Source organism: Aeromonas sp. 55A, assembly GCF_051919665.1.
GTDB classification, from domain to species: domain Bacteria; phylum Pseudomonadota; class Gammaproteobacteria; order Enterobacterales; family Aeromonadaceae; genus Aeromonas; species Aeromonas veronii.
The window spans coordinates 3,476,218-3,496,997 of record NZ_JBQBEH010000008.1 but is presented as its reverse complement, the minus strand read 5'-3'; the positions used below and the strand labels follow the sequence as shown (position 1 = coordinate 3,496,997).

The window sequence follows — 20,780 nt, the reverse complement described above, 5'->3', positions numbered from 1 at the left end:
TATCCCGGTTCTGGATTTTTCTTCCCTGAAAAAGGACTTGATCATGTCCATAGGATTACCGCTCAAGCGGGTGGATGCCGAGGCCAAGGTGACCGGCAGTGCCCGTTATACCGATGACAACATCATGCTCGGGATGCGCCACGCCAAGTACGTGCGCAGTAATATCGCTCATGGCAAGGTGCTTGCTATCGACGCCAGCGAGGCCCTGGCGCTGCACGGGGTCGAAGCCGTGTTCACCCATGAAGATGTGCCCACTACCTGTTTTCGCACTGCCGGCCACGCCTGGTCCCTCGATGAGGCCAAGCGGGATGTGAAAGACCGCCGTCTGCTCACCGACCATGTACGCCACTTTGGTGATGGGGTCGCCATCGTGGTGGCCCGCGATCCACTGGTCGCCGAAAAAGCGGCTGCGCTGGTCAAGGTGACCTACGAACCGCTACCGGTGATGACGGATGCCCAAAGCGCGCTGGCCGACGATGCCTATCCCATTCACCCGAGTGGCAATCTGCTGCGCCAAAGTCAGCTTCGCGCCAATGACCCGGAGCAGGCCATTGAGGCGGCCGATCTGCAGTTTCAGGGGCACTACCGGACGCCGGTGGTGCAGCACTGCCATCTGGAGACGGTGACCTGCTACGCCTACATGGATCAGCCGGACCACATCATAGTGGTCAGCAGTACCCAGATCCCCCAGATAGTGCGCAGCCGGGTGGCCAAGTCCCTCGGCCTGCCCTGGTCGAGCGTGCGGGTGATCAAGCCCTATATGGGCGGCGGTTTTGGCAACAAGCAGGATGTGCTGGAAGAGCCGATGGCGGCGTTTCTGAGCTACAAGCTTGGCGGCGTGCCGGTCAAGGTGACCTTGAGCCGGGAGGAGTGCTTTTTTGCCTCCCGCACCCGCCACGGCTTTGCAATCGACGGCAAGATAGGCCTCAACCGCGACGGCACCCTCAAGGGCTATCAGCTCGACGTGCTCTCCAACACCGGCGGTTATGCCTCCCACGGCCACTCCATCGCCAGCGCCGGTGGCAACAAGATCAGCTACCTCTATCCGCGCAGCGCCTTTGGCTATGACGCCAAAACCTTCTACAGCAACCTGCCCACCGCCGGTGCCATGCGCGGTTACGGCGCGCCACAGGCGATTTTTGCCCTCGAGTGCATGCTGGATGACGCCTGCGCCGAACTGGGGCTGGATCCGCTTGATGTGCGGATCGCCAACGTGGCGCGGGAAGGGGATGTCAATCAGGTCAACCAGAAGACCATCTACAGCGCCGGGTTGCCTGAGTGTCTGCGCCGGGGGGGCGAGCAGTTCCAGTGGGATCGGCTCAAGGCCGAGTGTCTGGGGCAGGATCCGGCGAGCCGGGTGCGGCGCGGCATCGGGGTTGCATGCTTTAGCTACGGCTCCAACACCTATCCGGTGGGTGTCGAAATTGCTGGCGCCCGCATGCTGCTCAATCAGGATGGCACTGTCAATTTGCAGATTGGCGCCACCGAGATAGGGCAGGGATCGGATACCGTCTTTGCCCAGATGGCGGCCCAGACGTTGGGCATTCCGTTTGAGCAGATCCGGGTCATCTCGACTCAGGATACCGACATCACCGCCTATGATCCTGGCTCGTTCGCTTCGCGCCAGAGTTATGTGGCGGCGCCCGCCATCCATCAGGCGGCGCTGCAGCTGCGGGCCCGCATTTTGTCGCTGGCGGCCCAACTCTGCCATCAGGATGTAGGATCGCTGACCCTGATCGACGGCTACGTGGTGCTGGCCGGTGCGCCGGAGAAGGTGCTGATCAGCGTCGCCGAAGTGTCGGTCAACGCCTACTACCACCTCACTATCGGCGGTCAGATCACCTCCGAGGTCTCCCACAAGACCACCACCAATCCGCCCAGTTTCGGCTGTACCTTTGTCGATCTCAGCGTCGATATCGATCTCTGCAAGGTGACCATCAATCGCATCATCAACCTGCACGATGCAGGCAAGATCCTCAATCCGCAGCTGGCGGAGGGGCAGGTGCATGGCGGCATGGGGATGGGGATCGGCTGGTCCCTGTTCGAGGAGATGATCATCGACGCCAAGACCGGCGTGGTGCGCAACCCCAACCTGCTCGACTACAAGTTCCCCACCATGCTGGATTTGCCGGAGCTTGAATGCGACTTCGTGCAGACCTACGAGCCCCAGTCGGTCTATGGCCACAAATCCCTGGGGGAACCGCCCATCATCTCGCCGGGCCCCGCTATCCGTAACGCCATCCGCATGGCGACCGGTGTCGCCATCAACGAGCTGCCTATCACCCCCAAAACCCTGTTCCGGGAGTTTGTCGCGGCGGGTTTGATTGGCGAGGGATCAGGGGAGGAGCAACACCATGTTTGATATTGCCCGTTACTACAAGGCGCACAGTGTAGCCGAGGCGGTCGCCCTGCGTCAGGCTGACCCCGAGGCGCGCCTCCTGGCCGGTGGCACCGATGTGATGATCCAGCTGCATCACCTCAACGCCGCCTATCGACATATCGTCGATATTCACGACTTGCCCGAACTCAAAGGGGTGAGCGAGCTGGCTGACGGATCGATCCGTATCGGCTCCGGCACTACCTTTACCGAGCTCATCGAGAACGAACTGGTACAGCGCCGCCTGCCGATGCTGGCGGAAGCGGCTGCCACCATCGCCGGCCCGCAGATCCGCAACGTTGCCACCTATGGCGGCAATATCTGCAATGGCGCCACCAGTGCAGACTCGGCAGCGCCGACTGTCGCGCTGGAAGCAGAGCTGGAAATTGCGGGGCCCGATGGCACACGCCGCATCCCCATCGCCGGTTTTCACACCGGCCCTGGCAAGGTGGCGCTGCAACCGGCGGACATTCTGGTGGCGTTTCACTTTGCCCCGGACTCACACCCCCATGTGGGCTCCCACTATTTCAAGTACGCCATGCGCGATGCCATGGATATCGCCACCATCGGCTGCGCCGCCTACTGCCAGATTGAGGATGGCCACTTCAAGCGCTTGCGGCTTGCTTACGGCGTGGCGGCACCGACGCCGGTGCGCACCCCTCACGCGGAAGCGGCGGCCGAAGGGCAACCGCTGACTCGCGCCACACTGGCCGCGATTGCCGAGGCGGTGGTGGCCGATGTGGCGCCGCGATCCTCCTGGCGGGCAGAGAAGGAGTTTCGCCTGCACCTTATAAAAACCCTGGCGCAGCGGGTGGTCGCCTGCGCAGTCGAACGTGCCGGAGGGAAGATCCTATGATGCAACCGCAAAGCTGTCCCACTGTTGCGATCCAGTGCGAGATCAACGGCAAGCCTTACTCCTATGCAGTGCCGCCCACCATGTCGCTGCTCCACTTCCTGCGCGGGCAGGGGCTGATCAGTGTGAAAGAGGGGTGCAGTGTCGGTGAGTGCGGCGCCTGTACCGTGCGGGTGAATGGCACTGCCATCGACAGCTGCCTCTATCTGGCGGTCTGGGCCGATGGCAAATCCATTCGCACCGTGGAGGGGGAGCGCAAAGGCAATGAGCTCTCCGACGTGCAGCAGGCCTTTATCGACGAGGGGGCGGTACAGTGCGGTTTTTGTACCCCGGGCCTCGTGATGGCGAGCGCCGCCCTGCTCGACAAGACCGAACGTCGTCCGCTGACCGATGCGGAGATCCGCCGCGGGCTGTCGGGCAACCTCTGCCGCTGTACCGGTTATCAGAACGTGGTTCGGGCGGTGAAGAAGTGCTGCAAAGGGTGATAGTTCGGGTGCCGTGAGTGGTGCGTGCCGTTGTTTGAAAAAAGGAAATCAAGCCGCCCAAAAACACAGGCCCGCCTCGAAAGAGGCGGGCCTGCTGCTGAGTGGGGTCAGGAGAAATCACACTTTTGGCTGGTCGATCACCAATTTGCCATCTTTGACCGGAATGGTGGCGCCTGGGGCTTGCTTCATGCGGATCACCCCCTCCTGACCTGCGAGGCGATAGGTAACGTCATAACCAATGGTGTTAACGCTGCTATCCTGCACGGTTTTGCAGCGCTGCTCAGTGGTGGTGTAGGTATCCCCCGCCTGCATATTGCCTTGCACCTGATTACCGGCATAACCCCCCGCGACCGCCCCTGCGGCGGTGGCCACCTTCTTGCCGCTGCCGCCGCCAAACTGGTGGCCGACTACGCCACCCAGCGCCGCGCCCACCACGGTGCCGAGGATCTTGTGCTCATCCTGCACCGGCTTACGGTGGGTCACGGTGACGTTGCGACACTCCTGGCGGGGAGTCTTGATGGTCTCGGTGATCGGCTTGCTGGCGATCACCTCGGCAAAGGTGGGTTGTGGTGTAAAGAGGGAGCCGCTGGCCGCGGCCGAGAGCGCTAGGGCCGAGGCGATGCCAATACCGATACCTGCCATCATGGATCTGTTCATCTTGTTGTTCTCCTGCATACCCACACGGGCTGTTCCAATCTGGCGCTATCTTGTCACAACCGGTTGGCCGGACAAGGCGAGGGGGATGGGTCTGCGACAGGCGCTGGCAAGGTCAAAAAATAGCCACCCCGAAAAAGTGTCTGGCTTTGGCGACAACGGACTAAAAGTGACCAGTTTCCGGCGCATGGTGGACTGTGCCAGTGTGATAAGGAGCAATTCGAGTCGCAATTTGCAAGGCGGGCGGGGAGCAGAATGCCAGAGTGGCAAAGTGCTGACGGGGGCAGGTCAAGGGAGGTCTTGAACAAGGGCTCTGTTCGTTGAGATGCCCACGCAAGTGGTTGATAAATGGTTCCAGCCCCATCGGATGTTGGCCGATAAGAGATCACGGCAAGCATTTTGCTTTGATTGGGTGAAGCAGAGGGTGAGCGGGTCGGCAGACAACTGCGTAAGACCTGATATGAAGATGTTCACCCGAGATCACCGGATCAACGAGGGGGAGATATGTCAATGTTACCCAGCTGGATCACCCCGGCCATCCAGGCCAACATCATCACGGTGCAGCAGGCCGAACGTCTGCTCTCATCCCTCTACCGGCCCCTGGCCGAGCAGGGAGAGGAGCTTCCCGCCGATATCGCCGACATCAGCCTCAAGCTCTACTGCTTCCGCCAGCAGGGGCGGGTGCGCCACTAACGATGATTGAGGTAAAGCCTTCGCCATTGGCGGGGGCTCGCTTGCCTGTCCTCGCACCGAATACCTCTTCCGCTCTTCCTCTAAGACGTTTTGCTAATACCTGCCGCCGCAGGCTCACTGTTAGGCTGTCATCCCCATAAGAGACCAGTGACGGGCAGGATGCCCATGTCGCTTACTGATCTCTGAATCATCCCGAAACTGCCCGTTTTGTGCCACCTGTGAGGAAGGAATCCGATGACAGTGCAGAACATCTATGAGCGTGATCTTGCCAAAACCGCCGCCAATTTCGAGACCCTGACCCCCATCAGCTTTTTGGGGCGGGCGGAGCGGGTCTATCCCGACTATCCGGCGCTGATCCACGGCTTGCTGCGCCAGAGCTGGGGCGAGACCGCCCGCCGTTGCCGCCAGTTGGCTTCGGCCCTGAGGCTTAGCGGTATCGGGGAGGGGGACACCGTCTCCATCGTTGCGCCCAATATCCCGGCGATGTTTGAAGCGCACTTCGGGGTGCCTATGAGCGGCGCCGTGCTCAACACCATCAATACCCGGCTTGATGCCGAGTCGATGGCCTTTATCTTCCAGCATGCCCAGAGCAAGGTGGTGCTGGTGGACAGGGAGTTTGGCCCTGTGGTGCGCAAGGCGCTGGATCTGCTGGAGCGCCAACCGCTGGTCATCGCCATCGACGATCCCCTCTACCGGGAAGGGGCGCTTGTCAGTGAACTGACCTATGAGGCCTTTATTGCCACTGGTAACGGCGATGAGCCCGGCTGGCTGCCCCAAGATGAGTGGCAGGCCATCTCCCTTAACTACACCTCTGGCACTACCGGCAATCCCAAGGGGGTGGTCTATCACCATCGCGGCGCCCACCTCAACGCCATCAACAACGTGCTCTCCTGGGAGCTGCCCAAACATCCCGTCTACCTCTGGACATTGCCGATGTTTCACTGCAACGGCTGGTGCTTCCCCTGGACGCTGGCGGCCACCGCCGGGGTAAGCGTCTGCCTGCGGCATGTGCAGGCGGCCGCCATTTATAAGGCGCTGCACGAGCACAAGGTGAGCCATTTTTGCGCGGCTCCCATCGTGCTCAATATGCTCAACAATGCCGATCCGGCGCTCAAGCAGGGGCTGGATCACCCCATCAAGGTGATGACCGCTGGCGCTGCGCCCCCCGCCACCGTGATCGCCGGTATGGAAGCGATGGGGATCGCCGTGACCCACGTATATGGCCTCACCGAAACCTATGGCCCCTGCGTGTTGTGCGAACCGCAAAGAAGCTGGCAAGGGCAGGATGCCACGGCGCTCTCCCGCCTCAAGGCACGGCAGGGTGTTGCGTCGCCCCTGCAGGGGGAGATGCGGGTTATCAATCCGGTCACTGGCGAGCCGGTGGCCAAGGATGGCAAAACCATGGGGGAGATAGTGCTGCGGGGCAATGTGGTGATGAAGGGCTATCTGAAGAATCCGGCGGCCAGCGCCGAGGCGATGGCGGAGGGGTGGTTTCGCAGTGGCGATCTGGCGGTATGGCACCCGGACGGTTATGTGGAGATCAAGGACAGATCCAAGGACATCATCATCTCCGGCGGGGAGAATATCTCCAGTTTGGAGGTGGAAGATGTGCTCTATCGCCATCCCGATGTGGACGAAGCGGCGGTGATCGCCATGCCCGATGAGAAGTGGGGGGAGGTGCCCTGCGCCTTCGTGAAACTGAAAGAGGGGCGAGAGACCACACAGGCGGAGTTGATCGCCTTTTGCCGGGAGCAGATGGCCCACTTCAAGGCCCCCAAACGCATCATCTTCACCCCGCTGCCGAAAACCTCGACCGGCAAGGTGCAAAAATTCGTGCTGCGCAAACAGCTGGGGTAGCGGCCTGTACGTAAGGAGCCAGCACAGACTTTCATAGAAGGGAGAAACGAGGGAGCATGGAGGGCTGCTGGCCCTCCCGTTGTGTGGCTAGGGGGTCTTGCAGGCAACGCAGTTGCGACCGCTCTGTTTGGCCTGATAGAGCATCTGATCGGCGCGGGCGTAGAGGCTCTCCATCAGCTCCCCCTCGCCATTTTCCACCAGTCCGGCGCTGATGGTGATAACCAGTTTATCCCCATCGGGCAGGGGGAGTGGGCTTTGCATCACCTGCAGGCGCAGCCGCTCGGCCAGGGATGCGGCGGCCGAGAGGGTGGTGTTGGGCAGCAAGATGGCAAACTCGTCACCGCCGATGCGGGCCAGCACATCTTCGCTGCGCAGCACCGATTGCATCACCCTGCCCAGATGCACCAGCGCGCTATCCCCAAGGGGGTGACCGAAGCGATCGTTGATACACTTGAACTGATCCACATCCAGCACTATCAGCACCGAGGCGAGGTGGTGGCGCATGTCCAGACTGAGGTTCTTCTCGCACAACTCGAAAAAGAAACGGCGGTTGTAGAGACCGGTGAGGCCATCGCGCACCGACTGCTGGTGCAGCTGCTCCTTGAGCTGGTGCAGTTCGGTAATGTCGGAGGAGATACCGATCAGGGTGGGTGTGCCATCCCCCAGTAGAAAGGGCACCTTGACCGACCAGTAATAGTGCTGATTGCCTTCGGGATCGGTCAGCATCTCTTCCCCGGCTTGCAGCTCGCCGGTTTCGAATACCCGGTTGTCCAGCCGCCACAGCTGGCAGGCGCTGGCAGCCGGGATCACCTCATCATCGCGCCGATTGATGATCTGCTCGGCAGGAAGGCCCAGCAGATCGGCGACCTTTTGGTTGACGTAGAGAAAGCGGTGCAGGCTGTCCTTCATATAGATATGGGCATCCACGTTGGCGAGGATGATTTCCAGCAGCTGATGCTGCTCCGCCATGCGGGCCTCAATCAGCTTGTGTTCGGTGATATCGGTGGAGATGCCGCACAGGCCGATCAGGTTGCCATCCTTGTCATGGATGGGCTTTTTAACGGTCCAGTAGCAGCGCTTTTCCCCGGTGGATTTGAGGTAGTTGATCTCCTCCTGGGCGATGGCGAGTTGTTGCTCCATTACCAACCGGTCGTTGCGTTGAATGGTGTCGGAGAATTCGAGATCAAAAAAGGCCCGATCATCCTGCCCCTGCAACTCGGCGAGGGTGCAACCAAAGAGATCCAGCACCGCCTGATTGGCATAGGTGTAACGGCCCGCCAGATCCTTGGTAAACATGTAGGCGTCCGTCTCGTTGAAGATGGCTTTGAGGTGATCCAGCTCATGCTGTAACTGGATAGAGAAGGGTTCATTCTTCATGGGGTTAACCATCCTTGGTCAATGGAGTCGTTGTATACCGCGCTAATATATGTACCAACGGTTTAAATTAAGCACTGAACAGGCCATATTTCGTGTTTATTTCCGCAAGTTCTGCGCCATGTCACACGATTGTCATCGTTGGTGTGGTCAAAGGAAATCAACTGAGTCCGTGGCTATGCAGATAACCGTCCCACCTATATCGGCCCGGCATCGTGGGCGAGCAGCAGAGCAATTGCCCGGCAGTTAAATACGCCAGCCCGAGCGGCAGAAAGGGCAACAAACAGGTCTTTAATCAAACAATTTTCACTGTGCCCCTGATATCATCCTCAGCAACGCAATATGGAGAGATTCGAGATGGCAGTGGCACCGTTTAATTGGGATGACGTTGTTCAGTGGGACGGGCCGGGGGCCATTGCGGGTAGCGAAGAGATCTTGAGTGCCGATCGGCTTGATCGTGCCCGCTATGCAGAGTTTCTGACCAACTACTTGGCCGCCGAAGGCAAGCAGCGCAACTATGTGCTCAACCTCAATGCCGAGTGGGGGGCGGGTAAAACCTGGTTTATCAAGCGCTGGTATATGGAGCTGAAAGCGCATTATCCCACCGTCTATATCGATGCCTGGCAGCAGGACTTTTCCGACGATCCCTTGCTGACGGTGATTTCGTCGATTATCGACCAGTTAAAAATGATTGCGGGAAAAGAAAACCCGATTCCAGAAGGAATGCGTCAGCGGCTGCTTGGATTATTTAAGGTTGGCGGCAAACTGGCGTTGAAAGCGGCAATCAAGAAGGCTGGATTGGAAGAAGATGATTTCTCTCTGGAAGGTGAGGAGGCCAATCAGCTGGTCGATGCTTTGTGCAGCAATCAGAAAGAGCGTTATGAATCTATCCAGTATCTTAAACAAGAGATACGGCAATGGGTGGAAGGTGCTGTTGCTTTAGGTAATGGAGAGCTGGATTACCCCGCCTTTATTTTGATTGATGAACTGGATCGCTGCCGTCCCTCCTATGCAGTGGAAATGCTGGAGACAATAAAGCATATATTTGACATTCCCAAAGTTGCTTTTGTATTGGCAACGGATACCGAGCAGTTGCAGCATTCAGTTAAAGTCATATATGGAGAAGGGTTTAACGCTCAACATTACCTAAGTAGATTTTTTCATAGAAGGTTCATTTTAAACTCAGATTCATTGAAGAATTTTATAGAAAATGAACTTGTATTACTCAGTGTTAATTTGGATGGCATATGGCCATGCTTTAAGAAAAACGCTTCACTAACTGATTTTGTTACGATGATGTTTGAGCATTTCTCGCTAAACCTGAGATTGACTACTCTTGTGTTAGATAGATTAAAAATAGTATTGTTAACTTATTCAGATGAAAGAAAGTTAAATCTTCCGCTGTTACTTTTCTTGATCTCTTTGAATGAGGTCGATACTAACTTTTACAATGATGTTGTAAATTTCAGACTTGATGTTGATGAATTTAAACTGAAGGTCAACATGTATGGAACCAAATTACATACTTATATAATAACTGACGCTGAGTGTGTTGATGTTGCACCTAATTATATTGTTAAAGGGGCTTCAAATAAAAAGTATATATATATTGATGGCTTCTTGGCTAGTTCATATTGCATTATGAATTTTATGAGCAATGGAAACAGTGAGCCCAAAAAAATCATGGATAAAATTTCAACGGAGGAAGGTAATCATGGTCGCAAAGAAAATATTTGGGTGAGTGTTATATTATCAAACTTGGAAGATGATATGTCTGTATATAGAAGTTTAGTTGAGCGTTCTTATTATCTTAAATGAGTAAAGCCGGGATAACCCGGCTTTACTCTCAGTTTATTTATTATGCCGCTCATAAAGCCGCTGAACCACATCCTGTAATCCCAGCCCTTCGTTTTGCAGCAGCACGGTCAGGTGGTAGAGCAGATCGGCGGATTCGTTGATGAGCTCCTCCCGATCCTTGGCCATGGCGGCCAGCGCTACTTCAACACCTTCCTCACCGACTTTCTGGGCGATGCGCTTGGTCCCTTTGCCGTAGAGGCTGGCGGTGTAGCTGGTGGCCGGATCGGCCCCTTTGCGGGCTGCCAGCACCTGCTCCAGCTCTGCCAGAAAACCGAGGGGCGGCAGAGGGTGACCATGGAAGCAGGAGGTTGTCCCTTTGTGGCAGGTGGGGCCGACGGGGTTGGCGGCAATCAGCAGGGAGTCCTGATCGCAGTCAGTGCTGATGGCCACGAGTTGGAGCACATTGCCCGAGCTTTCACCCTTGGTCCAGAGCCGCTGTTTGCTGCGGCTAAAGAAGGTGACCTGACCGGTGGTCTGGGTCTTCTCCAGCGCTTCGCGGGTCATAAAGCCCTGCATCAGCACCTCGCCGCTGGCGGCGTGCTGGACGATGGCGGGGATCATACCGTCACACTTTTCCCAGTCGAGCCGCTCGGCAAGGGGGCGCGCGCTGGCGGTTGTTTGTGTGTTATCTGAGAAGTTATTCACGGATGGCGACTCCTTCGTTTTTCAGCCAGCGTTTCAATTCGGGAATGGGGATAAGGCCTTTGTGGAACACTGAGGCGGCCAGCGCCCCGTCCACGTCGGCGAGGGTGAAGGCATCGCGAAAGTGTGCCATGGCACCGGCGCCGCCGGAGGCGATCAGCGGCACCTTGCAGACGCTGCGCACCAGCTTGAGCTGGTCGAGATCATAACCCTGACGCATGCCGTCCTGATTCATCACGTTCAGCACGATTTCACCCGCACCGCGTTTTTGCACCTCCTGCACCCAGTCGAGAGTGTGCCAGGCGGTGGTGCGGGTGCGACTCTCGTCACCGGTAAACTGTTTGACCTGATAGTGGCCCGTTTCGGCGTCGAAGTAGGAGTCAATGCCCACCACCACGCACTGCACGCCAAAGCGCTCGGCCAGTCGGCTGATCAGGGTCGGGTCGGCAAGGGCAGGGGAGTTGATGGAGACCTTGTCGGCACCAAATTCGAGGATCTGGCGGGCATCTTCCACGCTTTTAATGCCACCGGCAACGCAGAAGGGGATATCGATCACCTCCGCCACCCGGCTCACCCAGCTCTTGTCCACTACCCGGGCATCGCTGGAGGCGGTGATGTCATAGAACACCAGCTCGTCAGCGCCCTCTTCGGCGTAGCGGCGCGCCAGCTCGACAATGCCGCCCATCACCTCGTGGTTGCGAAATTGCACCCCTTTGACCACCACGCCATCTTTCACGTCGAGGCAGGGGATAATGCGTCTTGCCAGCATCAGTTGCCTCCTGTGGTATCAGCAGCGGGGGCTTGCCAGCAGGCGATGGCGTCACCCACCGAGAACTTGCCCTCCAGCAGGGCGCGGCCAAGGATGATCCCCTTGACGCCGGAGCCCTTGAGCGCCTCGATATCAGCGATGCCGCCAATGCCGCCGGAGGCCTGAAAGGCAACGCTCGGGTAGCGGGCGCAGAGATCCCGATAGAGCTCGACATTGGTGCCAGCCAGGGTGCCGTCACGGCTGATGTCGGTGCAGAGCACATGTTTGAGCCCGGCGGGGAGGAAGCGCTCGATCAGCGCTTCGATGGTCACACCGCTGTTCTCCTGCCAGCCCGCCACCGCGATATGGCGATTGCCCTGCTCATCGATATTGACGTCCAGCGCCAGCACGATCTGCTCGGGGCCATATTTCTCCATCCAGCTGGCAACCAGATCCGGGGATTTGACGGCGGTGGAGCCAATCACCACCCGGCTGGCACCGGCGGCCAGCAGATCTGCCACATCCTGCTCGGTACGCACGCCGCCGCCGACCTGCACCGGTGCTTCGGTGGCCGACAGCAGCTGGGTCAGCAGGGGCAGCTGGCGCGCCTTGGCATCCTTGGCACCGTCCAGATCCACCAGATGGAGCTGCACCGCCCCCTGGGAGACATATTCATCGAAGCGGGCCTGCGGGCTGCTGCTGTATTCGGTCTTCTGCTCGTAGTCCCCCTGATAGAGGCGAACTACCTGACCGTTGATAAGGTCAATTGCGGGAATGATCATGCTAGTCACAGCTCCAGAAAATTTTGCAGCAAACGGGCACCGGCTGCGCCTGAGCGCTCCGGGTGGAATTGGGCGCCAAAGAAGTTGCTGTGCTCTGCAACCCCACCGACGATGGCGGTAAACGGCTGGCCATAGTCGCAGGTCGCCAGCGTCGCGTCGGTCACCTCCAGCGCATAGGAGTGAACGAAATAGAAGTAGCTGCCGCTCGGGATCCCCTTGAGCAGAGGATGGGTCTCGTCATGCTCAATCTGGTTCCAGCCCATATGGGGCAGCCGCAGATTACCGACCTCCATCAGCCGGATCTTGCCCGGCACTATGCCAAGGCAGTCGATAAGCTGCTCTGACGAGTCATCCGTACCCATGCTCTCTTCGGAGGCTTCAGCCAGCATCTGCATACCGAGGCAAAAGCCCAGCAGCGGCTGCTTGGCGGCGCGAATGAGCGGCACCAGCCCCCGCTCGTTGAGGTTTTTCATGGCGGCAACCGCGGTGCCGACGCCGGGCAGGATCAGCTTGTCCGCCTGCTCGATATCGGCCGCCACGCTTGAGACCAGCGGCTGCACGCCGAGGCGCTCGAAGGCCATTCTGACCGAGGCCAGATTGGCGCAGCCGGTATCGATGATGACCAGCTTCTGCTTGCTTACATCCATCACAGCACTCCCTTGCTGGAGGGAAGCTCGCTCCCTTCCACCCGAATGGCCTGACGCAGGGCGCGGCCAAAGCCTTTGAACAGTGCCTCCACCTGATGGTGGGTGTTGCCGCTGCCCACCTTCATCTGCAATGTGATGGCCATGGCGTCCGACAGCGAGCGGAAGAAGTGGGGCACCATCTCGGTGGCCATCTCGCCCACGTTGTCGCGGCCAAAGCCGCTCGGGCAGTCAAACACAAAGTAGGGGCGACCGCTGAGATCCAGTGCTGTGCTCACCTCCTGTTCGGTCAGCGGGCGCGCATCGATCACCGCCTGCACCTCGTCCATCGCCAGCACGAAGCCGAAACGGCCGATGCCGCGCTTGTTGCCAAGGGCCTGACGCAGTGCCTGACCCAGCGCCAGCCCCACATCTTCCACCGTGTGGTGATCGTCGATATGCAGATCGCCGCTGACGTTCAGCTTGAGCTGGAAACCGGCGTGGGTGGCAATTTGATCCAGCATGTGATCAAAGAAGCCGATACCGGTGACGATCTGGTTGCCGCCGCTCTTGTCCAAATCTAGGGCCACCTGAATACGGGTCTCCTTGGTGTACCGTTCCACCGAGGCTACGCGTCCCTTGGACAACAGCTGATCACGGATGGCGAGCCAGTCGTGATCCTGCGGGTGGTAGCGAATACCGCCAATGCCCATGTTTTCGGCAAGTTGCAGATCGGTCTGGCGATCGCCAATCACGAAGGAGTTGGCAAAGTCGATGCGGCCGGAGGCGAGGTACTCCTTTACCAGCCCGAGGTGGGGCTTGCGGCAGCTGCAACCGTCGGTGGGGAAGTGCGGGCAGATCAGCACCTGCTCCCACTTCACCCCTTGCGATTCAAACAGGTGCATCATCAGGTCATGGGGTGGCTGGAAGTTTTCCAGCGGCAGGCTGGCAGTACCCAGCCCATCCTGATTGGTCACCATCACCAGCACGTAACCGGCGGCCAGCAACTCGCGCAGCACCGGAATGACCATGGGCTCGAAACGCAGCTTGGCGAGGCTATCCACCTGCTTGTCGGTCACCGGCTCTTCAATCAGGGTGCCGTCGCGGTCGATAAACAAAAACGGGGTCTTCATCGCTACATCCTTGTCTTACAAAGTGGGAGAGGGCAGGTCACGCAGTACCGCCAGCACGGCATCCATCTCGCCCTGATAGCCGATGGTGACGCGAATGCTGTTATCAAGGCCGGGTTTGGTCGAGAAATCTCGCAGTATGATGCCGGCGGCCTTCATGGCGGCAAAGATGACGGCGCCATCCACAAAGCGCACCAGCACGAAGTTGCCCTTGTCTTCGAATACTTCCTTCACGCAGGCAAGCGTTGCCAGCTCTGCCTTGAAGGCGGCTTTTTGCTTGTTGAGCTCTATCACTCGCTCGTGCATCAGCTCCAGCCCCATGGGGGAGAGGGCTTGCGCCGCGATCTGGGCGATGGGCTCGGGGATGGGATAGGGGGCGATCACCTTGGCCAGCATGGCGATCACCTCGGGGCTTGCCAGCGTAAAGCCGCAGCGGATCCCCGCCAGGGCAAAGGCCTTGGAGAGGGTGCGGGTCACCACCAGATTGGGGAAGCGGGCCAGCAGGTCCACCACGGACGCTTCCGGGCAGAACTCGATATAGGCCTCGTCCACCACCACGATGGCGCGATCCCGCGCTTTTTCCAGCAGGGCGATAAGGCCGTCGCGCCCCACCAGATCCCCGGTGGGGTTGTTGGGGGAGCAGAGAAATACCAGTTTCACATCAGACAGACGGTCCGCGATGGCGGGCCAGTCCGGCTGGCGGTTGGCGGTCAGCGGCTGCTCGACGATGCCCACGCCACAGGTCTCGGCGCTGATGGCGTACATGCCGTAGGTGGGTGGGCAGATAAGGATCTGATCTTCACCCGCTTCACAGAAGGTGCGAATAAGCAGCTCGATGGCCTCGTCGGCGCCGCGGCTCACCAGCACCTGATCTGGATTAACCTCGGCGTAGGCGGCATAGCTGTTCACCACCTCGGCCGGTTGGCACTCGGGGTAGCGGTTGAGGCGGCTCCCCTCGATGGTGAAGGGATAGGCCTGCGGCGCCTCGTTGGCGTTGAGCCAGACGTGGCCCTTGCCGCCGATGCGGCGGGCGGATTGATAAGGGGTGAGGGCCCGCACCACGCGGCGCGCCAGATTGGCAATGCTCATGACAAATCCTTCTGCTGTGCTGTTGGTTGGGGCGCGGCGGCCAGGGCGTTCAATCTGAGGGTGACGGCATTTTTGTGGCCATCGAGCCCTTCGGCCTGAGCAATGCGCTCGACGATGGGGCCAAGGCCCTGAATGCCGCGCTCACTCAACTCCTGCACCGTGTAGCGGCGCTGATAATCGGCGATGCCAAGGCTGGAGCAGGTGCGGGCATAGCCATAGGTAGGCAGAGTGTGGTTGGTGCCGCTGGCGTAATCGCCGACTGACTCGGGCGTCCATGCTCCCAGAAAGATGGAACCGGCATTCTCAAGCTGGTCCAGCAGCTCGCGGGGTGCGCGGGTCTGAACGATCAGGTGCTCCGGCGCATAGGCGTTGGAGATGGCACACGCCTCGGCCAGATCGTCACAGAGGATCACCAAACTGCTGCCGAGCGCCTGGGCTGCGATATCGCGGCGGCTCAGTTTGGCCAACTGGCTCTTGATTTCCCCTGCGATGGCATCGGCCAACAGTGGCGAGGTGGTGACCAGCACCACCTGACTGTCTGGGCCATGCTCGGCCTGGGAGAGCAGATCTGCTGCCACGAAGGCGGGGTTGGCGCTCTCGTCGGCAATCACCAGCACCTCGGAGGGGCCGGCGGGCATGTCGATGGCGGCGCCGCGCCAGTCGCGGGATACCTGTCCCTTGGCTTCGGTCACATAGGCGTTGCCCGGGCCGAAGATCTTGTCCACCTTGGGGATGCTCTCGGTGCCGTAAGCCATGGCGGCGATGGCCTGGGCACCGCCGATGGCGAACACCTTCTCGACGCCGCAGGCGCGGGCGGCAAACAGGATCTCGTCGCTGGCGGGGGACGGGTGCAGAGCACCACTTCACGGCAACCGGCGATAGCCGCCGGAATAGCCAGCATCATCACGGTGGAGGGGAGCGGCGCGCTGCCCCCCGGCACATAGAGGCCGACCCGACTGATGGGCTGGGTGCGCAGCTCGCATACCACCCCGGGTTGGGTTTCCACTCGCACCACTGGCTGCACTTGTGCGGCGTGGAAGGTGCGAATGTTGGCAATGGCCGCTTCGATGGCATTTTTGATGTCGTCATCCAGCCGCGCGCAGGCAGTTTCAATCTCGGACTCGCTGACGCGCAACTGTTCACGGGGGGCGCGCTCGAAGCGCAGGCTCAGCTCGCGCAGGGCCTCATCGCCACGGCTACGCACCGCGGCGATGATATCCCGCACTACGGTGCCAATATCGGCCTCGTCACTCAAGGCCGGTCGGGTCAGCACGTCGGCCTGCTGGGCGGAGGAGAGGGTCTTCCAGATCAGGGTCTGCATGATGTCCCTTCCTTATTCCATCATTTTTTCGATGGGCAGCACCAGAATGGAGCTGGCGCCGAGGGCCTTGAGCTGCTCCATGGTCTCCCAGAACAGGGTCTCGCTGGAGACGACGTGCAGCGCCACCTGATTGGTGTCACCGGCCAGTTGCATGATGGTGGGGCGCTCGGCACCCGGCAGCAGATCGGTGATGGCATCGAGCTTGTCTTTGGGGGCGTGCAGCATGATGTATTTGCTCTCGCGGGCCTGCTGCATCCCCTGAATGCGGGGCAGCAGTTTGTCGATGAGCTTCTGTTTGGCATCAGACAAGGGGTTGGGGGCCTGTACCAGCACCGCCTTGGAGCGGTAGATCACCTCCACCTCTTTCAGGCCATTGGCTTCCAGGGTCGCGCCGGTGGAGACCAGATCGCAGATGGCATCGGCCAGGCCCGCGCGGGGCGCCACTTCCACCGAGCCGCCCAGCATCACGCTCTTGAAGCCAAGACCCTTGTCGTCAAAGAAGCGCTTGAGCAGCCCGGGGTAGGAGGTGGCGATGCGCTTGCCCGCCAGACTCTGTGGCCCTGTGTAGGTCACATCTTCTGGCACCGCCAGCGAGAGGCGGCAGCCACCAAAGTCCAGCTGCTTGAGGGTTTTGACCTCGAAGGGTAGTCCCTGTGAAGCGCGAATAAGCTGCACCTCTTCCAGCACGTTCTCGCCGATGATGCCAAGGTCGACCACCCCTTCCATCACCAACCCCGGGATATCGTCATCGCGCACCCGCAGGATATCGATGGGCATGTTCTCGACATGGGCGATAAGGCGCTGCTCGCGCAGGTTGATTTTCAGGCCGCAGCTCTTGAACAGGGCTTGGGAGTCCTGGCTCAGACGACCGGACTTTTGCATGGCGATACGTAGACGTTGTGTTTCCATTGCTCGATTTCCTTCTAGTCAAAAACGAAAAAACCCTCGGAAGTGGGTGCTTCCGAGGGTTTATGAATCTTGCGGTCCTTTTGGAAGTCACCAGTTAAGTGTCCTCCAGCAGTCAACCTCCTGAAAGACTAGTCGGGATGATGATGGTGGTGATGAGTCTTCAGGGTGGTGAACTTCATGTAATCAATCCTTTACAAAATAAGATGTCGTAATTGACGCCTGATTTAAACTACCTGCCTTGACAGAAAATGCAACCCGAAATTGTGATTTGATCGATTAAAGTGGCGAAAACGGTTTTCTGGTCGATAACTAGACAATAACCCCTGCAGGAGTCGCCATCATGCCCAGCCAGGACCTGTTGTTCCCCATTTTGCCCCGGGCACCTGCCGCGCCCGGCAGCGAAGAGATCAAGCGGGAAGTGAACCAGATCAGCAAGAAGCATCAGCTGCGCAAGACCGGCACTGACAACAGTGACTCCCAGCAGCGCCAGCAGGCGTATAGCACCCCCGCCAAGCGTGATCAGCCCAAGGCGGAGGAGGGCGATCACAAGCCGGACCCCGAGCATCAGATCGATCTGTTCGTCTAGGCAGATTATCTGTCCCGCTTTTGCCGCGCTTTTGGCATAATGGCCGCTTTTGCTGCGGGACGCCCTTTTGACCATCCAGACCCTGTTCAAGCCAGATGGCCCTCTGGCCAGCCATATCGACGGTTTCAAAGCCCGCGCTCCCCAACTGGAGATGGCCGAAGCGGTCGCGCGCGCCATCAAGAGTGGTGGCCGTCTGCTGGTTGAGGCAGGAACCGGTACCGGCAAGACCTACGCCTATCTGGTCCCTGCGCTGGAATCCGGCAAGCGGGTGGTGATCAGCACCGGCTCCAAGAACCTGCAGGAGCAGCTCTTCTATCGGGATCTTCCGACCATCACAGGGGCGCTCTCCTACACCCCGCCGGTTGCCCTGCTCAAGGGGCGCAGCAACTATCTCTGCATCGAGCGGATGAACCGGCTCTTGAGCGAATCCCATCTGCAAAAGCCTGAAATCCTGAACGATCTGGTGAAGGTCAAATCCTGGTCCACTGCGACCGATAACGGCGATGTGGGGGATATTCCGGGATTGCAGGAGAACGCCGAGATCCTCGCCCACGTCACCAGCACCAACGACAACTGCCTCGGTCGCGACTGCCCCTATTACGACGACTGCCATCTGGTGGTAGCCCGTCGCCGCGCCATGGACGCCCAGGTGGTGGTGATCAACCACCACCTCTTCTTCGCCGATATGGCGGTGAAAGACACCGGATTTGGCGAGTTGGTGCCGGAGGCGCAAGTCTATGTCTTTGACGAGGCACACCAGCTGCCTGAGATCGCCTCCAACTACTTCGGCAAATCGGTGGGCAGCCGAACGATTCAGGATCTGGCGCAGGATATCCAGCTGGCCTATCGGGCAGAGGCCCACGACATGGCCCAGCTCGGCAAGGCGGCGGACCGGCTCGCTATCGCCAGTCAGGATCTGCGTCTCGCCTTCGGGGTGGATGGCGGTCGCGGTAATACCCGCGACATGCTGCGCCAGCCGCTCTGGGGGCAGGCTTTGGCTCGTCTTAACGATGCCATCGGGCTCTGCTACGAGGTGCTGAAACTCGCTCTCGGCCGTGGCGAGCAGCTGGATCACGCCTTCGAACGGATCAGTGAACTGCGCACCCGCCTGGGTGAAGTGCTGGCGGTCAACCAGACCGGTTTCTCCTACTGGTACGACTGCTCACGGCTTCATTTCACCCTCAATCTGACGCCGCTATCGGTGGCCGAGCGATTCAGTGCCGAGGTGCAAAGACCGGAAGTGGCCTGGGTCTTCACCTCCGCCACCCTGACGGTGGATATGCGGTTTGATCACTTCAAAGCCGAGCTGGGGCTGGCGGGCAGCGCCGAGCTGATCCTCGACAGTCCGTTCGACTATGGCGAGCAGGCGCGGCTCTGTGTGCCCCGCTATCTGCCGGAGCCCAACGCCTTTGGCCGTGGCGAGCAGCTGGCCAATCTGATGATCCCGCTTATCAACAAGACACCAGGGGGCTGTTTCTTCCTCTGCACCAGCCATCAGGTGATGCGTCAGGTGGCCGAGGTGCTGCGCCGGGAGATTGGCCGCACCGTGCTGCTGCAGGGGGAGGACAACAAACAGCGGCTGCTCAAGGAGTTTGTCGAGAATGGCCGCGCCGTGTTGGTGGCGACCAGCAGCTTCTGGGAGGGGATCGACGTGAGAGGGGCGGCGTTGTCGTGTGTTATCATCGACAAACTGCCGTTTGCCAGCCCTGATGATCCGCTGCTCAAGGCGCGGGTGGATGATTGCAAGCTTAAGGGGGGTGATCCCTTCGCTGAGCTGCAGTTGCCCAAGGCGGTGATCGCCCTCAAACAGGGGGTGGGGCGGCTCATTCGTGATCGCAGTGATCACGGGGTGCTGGTGATCTGTGATCCACGGATGGTCAACAAACCTTACGGCGCCACCTTTATCAAGAGTCTGCCCGCCATTCCTCGCACCCGGGAGTTGGGGACGCTGGGGAGCTTTTTCGATCGCGGTGAATAAGTTTGCCGCCAGCTAACAGATTTGAACAACGGGTGAGCATATCTCGCTTGCCGGTTATGTAATTGACTGATTTTATAGAGATTGGAAAGCATGAACGAGTTGAAGATCCTGGCCGTAGATACCGCCACCGAAGCCTGCTCCGCCGCCTTGCTGGTGGGTGACAAGCTGTTCTCCCGCTGGGAGGAGGCGCCACGGGATCACACCCGAAAAATCCTGCCCATGGTTCAGGCTGTGTTAGAGGATGCCGGGATAAGTTTGAGTGACCTCGATGCCATCGCGTTCGGCCGCGGCCCGGGCTCCTTTACCGGCGTGCGGATCGGCATCAGTGTGGCGCAAGGTTTGGCGTTTGGCGCGGGAGTGCCGCTGATTGGCATCTCGACCCTGGCCGCCATGGCGCAAGGCGCCTATCGACTGGATGGCGCCGAGCAGGTGCTGACCGCCATCGATGCGCGGATGAACGAGGTCTATTTCGGCTGCTATGAGCTCATTGATGGCCGCATGCAGCTGGTGGGGGACGAGGTGGTGAGCGAACCCGCGGCACTTGTTGACGTCCGTGGCAAGCTTGCGGGCCCTGTGACCTGCGTCGGCACCGGTTTTGAAACCTATGGCGAGACCCTGAGTGGTCTGGCCGATGAGCTGGCGGTGAGCCAGGTGCGTTTCCCGGCGGCAGAAGACATGTTGCCGCTGGCCCGTGCCGCCTGGCTGGCGGGGGAGGCGGTACCGGTTGAACAAGCAACGCCGGTCTATTTGCGTGACAAGGTGACCTGGAAAAAACTGCCGGGTCGCGAATAAGGGCAGGAGCACTGACGTCATGTCGCTCTT

The 20,780-nt window shown here is 59.5% G+C and carries 18 protein-coding genes, 1 pseudogene and 1 other annotated feature; of the genes and pseudogenes, 9 read left to right on the top strand and 10 right to left on the bottom strand.

The genetic code is table 11. The features are described from left to right. Positions 1–43: 43 nt before the first annotated feature. The 3 genes from xdhA to xdhC are packed head-to-tail and all read left to right on the top strand — an operon-like array spanning position 44 to position 3,715. Positions 44–2,362 carry a xanthine dehydrogenase molybdenum-binding subunit XdhA gene (xdhA, locus tag ACTG2G_RS20200; protein ID WP_429205455.1) on the top strand — a complete coding sequence of 773 codons (2,319 nt, stop codon included), beginning with the start codon at positions 44–46 and terminating at the stop codon, positions 2,360–2,362. Then, complete coding sequence (xdhB, locus tag ACTG2G_RS20195) at positions 2,355–3,233, top strand: xanthine dehydrogenase FAD-binding subunit XdhB (RefSeq protein ID WP_100653699.1); 879 nt, start codon at positions 2,355–2,357, stop codon at positions 3,231–3,233. Before xdhA ends, xdhB begins: the two co-directional genes overlap by 8 nt. Next, positions 3,230–3,715, top strand: a complete 486-nt coding sequence (gene xdhC, locus ACTG2G_RS20190; RefSeq protein WP_421386400.1) for a xanthine dehydrogenase iron sulfur-binding subunit XdhC — start codon at positions 3,230–3,232, stop codon at positions 3,713–3,715. The genes xdhB and xdhC overlap by 4 nt, the downstream gene beginning before the upstream one ends. Positions 3,716–3,832: 117 nt before the next feature. On the opposite strand, the gene ACTG2G_RS20185 is transcribed toward xdhC, so the two are convergent. Further along, the gene (locus ACTG2G_RS20185; RefSeq protein WP_042062616.1) at positions 3,833–4,372 is read right to left on the bottom strand and encodes a glycine zipper 2TM domain-containing protein; all 540 of its coding nucleotides are present in this window, start codon (positions 4,370–4,372) and stop codon (positions 3,833–3,835) included. Between the two features lie 501 nt (positions 4,373–4,873). Here ACTG2G_RS20185 and ACTG2G_RS20180 point away from each other — a divergent pair. Both ACTG2G_RS20180 and ACTG2G_RS20175 read left to right on the top strand, forming a co-directional pair. Beyond that, positions 4,874–5,062: a hypothetical protein gene (locus ACTG2G_RS20180; protein WP_005345660.1), complete on the top strand. Its 189-nt coding sequence runs from the start codon at positions 4,874–4,876 to the stop codon at positions 5,060–5,062. A 234-nt stretch (positions 5,063–5,296) separates the two neighbouring features. Beyond that, positions 5,297–6,919: an acyl-CoA synthetase gene (locus ACTG2G_RS20175; protein ID WP_439985788.1), complete on the top strand. Its 1,623-nt coding sequence runs from the start codon at positions 5,297–5,299 to the stop codon at positions 6,917–6,919. Positions 6,920–7,006: 87 nt separating this feature from the next. On the opposite strand, the gene ACTG2G_RS20170 is transcribed toward ACTG2G_RS20175, so the two are convergent. Then, positions 7,007–8,296, bottom strand: a complete 1,290-nt coding sequence (locus ACTG2G_RS20170) for a sensor domain-containing diguanylate cyclase (RefSeq protein ID WP_439985787.1) — start codon at positions 8,294–8,296, stop codon at positions 7,007–7,009. Positions 8,297–8,650: 354 nt separating this feature from the next. Here ACTG2G_RS20170 and ACTG2G_RS20165 point away from each other — a divergent pair, with 354 nt between their 5' ends. Beyond that, positions 8,651–10,111, top strand: coding sequence for a KAP family P-loop NTPase fold protein (locus ACTG2G_RS20165; protein ID WP_439985786.1), 1,461 nt, complete (start codon positions 8,651–8,653; stop codon positions 10,109–10,111). A gap of 33 nt (positions 10,112–10,144) precedes the next feature. On the opposite strand, the gene hisIE is transcribed toward ACTG2G_RS20165, so the two are convergent. The 8 genes and pseudogenes from hisIE to hisG all read right to left on the bottom strand — a co-directional run bounded on the left by hisIE (position 10,145) and on the right by hisG (position 17,394). After that, positions 10,145–10,795: a bifunctional phosphoribosyl-AMP cyclohydrolase/phosphoribosyl-ATP diphosphatase HisIE gene (gene hisIE, locus ACTG2G_RS20160; RefSeq protein WP_439985785.1), complete on the bottom strand. Its 651-nt coding sequence runs from the start codon at positions 10,793–10,795 to the stop codon at positions 10,145–10,147. Further along, positions 10,788–11,561, bottom strand: a complete 774-nt coding sequence (gene hisF, locus ACTG2G_RS20155; protein ID WP_043850847.1) for an imidazole glycerol phosphate synthase subunit HisF — start codon at positions 11,559–11,561, stop codon at positions 10,788–10,790. The genes hisIE and hisF overlap by 8 nt, the downstream gene beginning before the upstream one ends. Continuing rightward, a complete protein-coding gene (hisA, locus tag ACTG2G_RS20150; RefSeq protein ID WP_042030922.1) occupies positions 11,561–12,322 on the bottom strand; it encodes a 1-(5-phosphoribosyl)-5-[(5-phosphoribosylamino)methylideneamino]imidazole-4-carboxamide isomerase in 762 nt (253 codons plus the stop codon). Before hisA ends, hisF begins: the two co-directional genes overlap by 1 nt. 5 nt (positions 12,323–12,327) lie before the next feature. After that, positions 12,328–12,969: an imidazole glycerol phosphate synthase subunit HisH gene (gene hisH / locus ACTG2G_RS20145; RefSeq protein WP_439985784.1), complete on the bottom strand. Its 642-nt coding sequence runs from the start codon at positions 12,967–12,969 to the stop codon at positions 12,328–12,330. After that, positions 12,969–14,078 (bottom strand): bifunctional histidinol-phosphatase/imidazoleglycerol-phosphate dehydratase HisB, encoded by a 1,110-nt coding sequence (gene hisB / locus ACTG2G_RS20140; protein WP_429206202.1) that lies wholly within the window; start codon positions 14,076–14,078, stop codon positions 12,969–12,971. Before hisB ends, hisH begins: the two co-directional genes overlap by 1 nt. 15 nt (positions 14,079–14,093) lie before the next feature. Then, positions 14,094–15,164 carry a histidinol-phosphate transaminase gene (hisC, locus tag ACTG2G_RS20135; protein ID WP_429206203.1) on the bottom strand — a complete coding sequence of 357 codons (1,071 nt, stop codon included), beginning with the start codon at positions 15,162–15,164 and terminating at the stop codon, positions 14,094–14,096. After that, a pseudogene (gene hisD / locus ACTG2G_RS20130) lies at positions 15,161–16,485 on the bottom strand (histidinol dehydrogenase). Before hisD ends, hisC begins: the two are co-directional and overlap by 4 nt. A gap of 12 nt (positions 16,486–16,497) precedes the next feature. Next, a complete protein-coding gene (gene hisG, locus ACTG2G_RS20125) occupies positions 16,498–17,394 on the bottom strand; it encodes an ATP phosphoribosyltransferase (RefSeq protein WP_110303732.1) in 897 nt (298 codons plus the stop codon). A 24-nt stretch (positions 17,395–17,418) separates the two neighbouring features. After that, positions 17,419–17,547: a sequence feature (His leader region), on the bottom strand. 187 nt (positions 17,548–17,734) lie between these two features. Between hisG and ACTG2G_RS20120 the strand changes: the two genes are divergently transcribed. The 3 genes from ACTG2G_RS20120 (at position 17,735) to tsaB (ending at position 20,750) form a co-directional block, all read left to right on the top strand. After that, entirely contained in the window at positions 17,735–17,980 is a 246-nt protein-coding gene (locus ACTG2G_RS20120) for a hypothetical protein (RefSeq protein WP_159158900.1), read from the top strand. Between the two features lie 67 nt (positions 17,981–18,047). Beyond that, complete coding sequence (locus ACTG2G_RS20115; protein ID WP_201950952.1) at positions 18,048–19,958, top strand: ATP-dependent DNA helicase; 1,911 nt, start codon at positions 18,048–18,050, stop codon at positions 19,956–19,958. A 90-nt stretch (positions 19,959–20,048) separates the two neighbouring features. Then, a complete protein-coding gene (gene tsaB / locus ACTG2G_RS20110) occupies positions 20,049–20,750 on the top strand; it encodes a tRNA (adenosine(37)-N6)-threonylcarbamoyltransferase complex dimerization subunit type 1 TsaB (RefSeq protein WP_439985783.1) in 702 nt (233 codons plus the stop codon). The last annotated feature ends 30 nt before the right edge of the window (positions 20,751–20,780 follow it).

Bases quoted from the DNA above. Each gene is read 5' to 3' on its own strand.
- xdhA (WP_429205455.1), top strand. From the start codon at position 44: ATGTCCATAGGATTACCGCTCAAGCGGGTGGATGCCGAGGCCAAGGTG.
- xdhB (WP_100653699.1), top strand. From the start codon at position 2,355: ATGTTTGATATTGCCCGTTACTACAAGGCGCACAGTGTAGCCGAGGCG.
- xdhC (WP_421386400.1), top strand. From the start codon at position 3,230: ATGATGCAACCGCAAAGCTGTCCCACTGTTGCGATCCAGTGCGAGATC.
- ACTG2G_RS20185 (WP_042062616.1), bottom strand. From the start codon at position 4,372: ATGAACAGATCCATGATGGCAGGTATCGGTATTGGCATCGCCTCGGCC.
- ACTG2G_RS20180 (WP_005345660.1), top strand. From the start codon at position 4,874: ATGTCAATGTTACCCAGCTGGATCACCCCGGCCATCCAGGCCAACATC.
- ACTG2G_RS20175 (WP_439985788.1), top strand. From the start codon at position 5,297: ATGACAGTGCAGAACATCTATGAGCGTGATCTTGCCAAAACCGCCGCC.
- ACTG2G_RS20170 (WP_439985787.1), bottom strand. From the start codon at position 8,296: ATGAAGAATGAACCCTTCTCTATCCAGTTACAGCATGAGCTGGATCAC.
- ACTG2G_RS20165 (WP_439985786.1), top strand. From the start codon at position 8,651: ATGGCAGTGGCACCGTTTAATTGGGATGACGTTGTTCAGTGGGACGGG.
- hisF (WP_043850847.1), bottom strand. From the start codon at position 11,561: ATGCTGGCAAGACGCATTATCCCCTGCCTCGACGTGAAAGATGGCGTG.
- hisA (WP_042030922.1), bottom strand. From the start codon at position 12,322: ATGATCATTCCCGCAATTGACCTTATCAACGGTCAGGTAGTTCGCCTC.
- hisH (WP_439985784.1), bottom strand. From the start codon at position 12,969: ATGGATGTAAGCAAGCAGAAGCTGGTCATCATCGATACCGGCTGCGCC.
- hisB (WP_429206202.1), bottom strand. From the start codon at position 14,078: ATGAAGACCCCGTTTTTGTTTATCGACCGCGACGGCACCCTGATTGAA.
- hisC (WP_429206203.1), bottom strand. From the start codon at position 15,164: ATGAGCATTGCCAATCTGGCGCGCCGCGTGGTGCGGGCCCTCACCCCT.
- hisG (WP_110303732.1), bottom strand. From the start codon at position 17,394: ATGGAAACACAACGTCTACGTATCGCCATGCAAAAGTCCGGTCGTCTG.
- ACTG2G_RS20120 (WP_159158900.1), top strand. From the start codon at position 17,735: ATGCCCAGCCAGGACCTGTTGTTCCCCATTTTGCCCCGGGCACCTGCC.
- tsaB (WP_439985783.1), top strand. From the start codon at position 20,049: ATGAACGAGTTGAAGATCCTGGCCGTAGATACCGCCACCGAAGCCTGC.